Origin of the sequence: Bifidobacterium simiarum (assembly GCF_002802905.1) — a bacterium.
GTDB lineage: Bacteria > Actinomycetota > Actinomycetes > Actinomycetales > Bifidobacteriaceae > Galliscardovia > Galliscardovia simiarum.
Genome location: NZ_PEBK01000018.1, coordinates 1 through 1,472, shown reverse-complemented (window position 1 = coordinate 1,472; position 1,472 = coordinate 1). Strand labels below are relative to the sequence as shown.

Sequence of the window (1,472 nt, the reverse complement as noted above, 5' to 3'; positions counted from 1 at the left end):
GGAGGTGCGGACGAAATGTTGGACGCTTCGGCGTCCGGATTGGAGTCCGTATGTATTCGGTTGGATTGCGTCGCATGGTGGTCGATCTGTTCCATGAGGACGGGGGTGTCCCGGTCGCGTATCGCGGAGTTCGTCGAGGGCGAGCTCGGGGACGAGGCGCCCTCGCGTGGAACGATGCGCGAGTGGATCCGTATGGATCCACGCCATGGTCCGGCGGGCCGCCAGGGGACGTCGTATACGCTTGAGGCCAGATTGGGTGCCGTGCGCATGTTCCTGCGGACCGGTGACGCGAGGAAGGCCGCCGGATCGGTGGGCTGCACCGTCCAGAGCGTGTATGCGTGGGCCCGCAGGTATCGCGAGGAGGGCGGCATGGGATTGGCCACGGGACGCGACGATGTGAAGCCCCCTGCCCCGGGGGTCGCGGACGGCGACGCGCGGGATGCCGGGGACGTGGAGGCCCTTCGCCGGCAGGTGGAGGCCCTGCGGTTGGAGAACGCGGTGATGCGGGAGACGATCAGGGTTTTAAAAGCCGACGACCCGCGCCTCGACCCGTCCATGCCGACGAACGGGGAGAGGGCGCGGGTCGTCGACGCGATCAGGGGTGAGTTCGGTCTGGCCAGCGCGCTGGACGCCATGGGGCTGAAGCGCAGCACGTACTACTATGAGCGCGGCGTGATCGCCGCGGGCGACAGATACGCCGTGCTGCGGGCCCGCGTCACCGGCCTGTTCGAGGCCGGCGGCCGTGTGTGGGGCTATCGGCGCATCCATCGGATGCTGCGCCTGGACGCGGACGATCCGCTCGTCGTCTCGGAGAAGGTCGTGCGCCGGATCATGCGCGAGGAGAACCTCAGGCCCGTGTACCTGAAGCGTGCGAAGCGGTGGAGCTCCTACGCCGGCGAGGTGAGCGAGGCGCCCGCGAACCTCGTGAAGCGTGATTTCCACGCCGACGCGCCGAATCGGCTGTGGGTCACGGACGTCACCCAGTTCACCATGGACGGGTACAAGTGCTGGCTCTCCCCGGTGGTCGACTGCTTCGACGGGATGGTCGTCTCCTGGACGTTGTCGCGATCGCCGAACGCGCGCATGGCGAACCGGATGCTCCTGGACGCCGTCGCCACACTCGGGAACGACGAGAGGCCCGTCATCCATTCGGACCGCGGCGTGCACTACCGATGGCCCGAATGGATCCGCATCTGCGAGGAGAACGGGCTGGTCCGTTCGATGAGCGCGAAGGGCTGTTCCCCCGACAACGCGGCCGCCGAAGGCTTCTTCGGCAGACTCAAGAACGAGTTCTTCCACGGGCGCGACTGGACGGGCGTCGGCTACGAGGAGTTCCGCGAGCGTCTCGCGGCCTACCTGACCCATTACAATGAGACCCGTATCAAGAAGTCACTGGGCTGGATGAGTCCGGTGCAATACCGCAAACACCTTGGACTGGCCGCCTAGCCATCCAAAAAAACATCCGCACCCCC

Annotated in this window: 1 pseudogene; it reads left to right on the top strand. The window is 66.7% G+C overall.

The annotated features are described in order from the left end of the window. The first annotated feature begins 50 nt into the window (after nucleotides 1–50). Nucleotides 51–1,446: pseudogene (locus CSQ87_RS10620) on the top strand (IS3 family transposase). The last annotated feature ends 26 nt before the right edge of the window (nucleotides 1,447–1,472 follow it).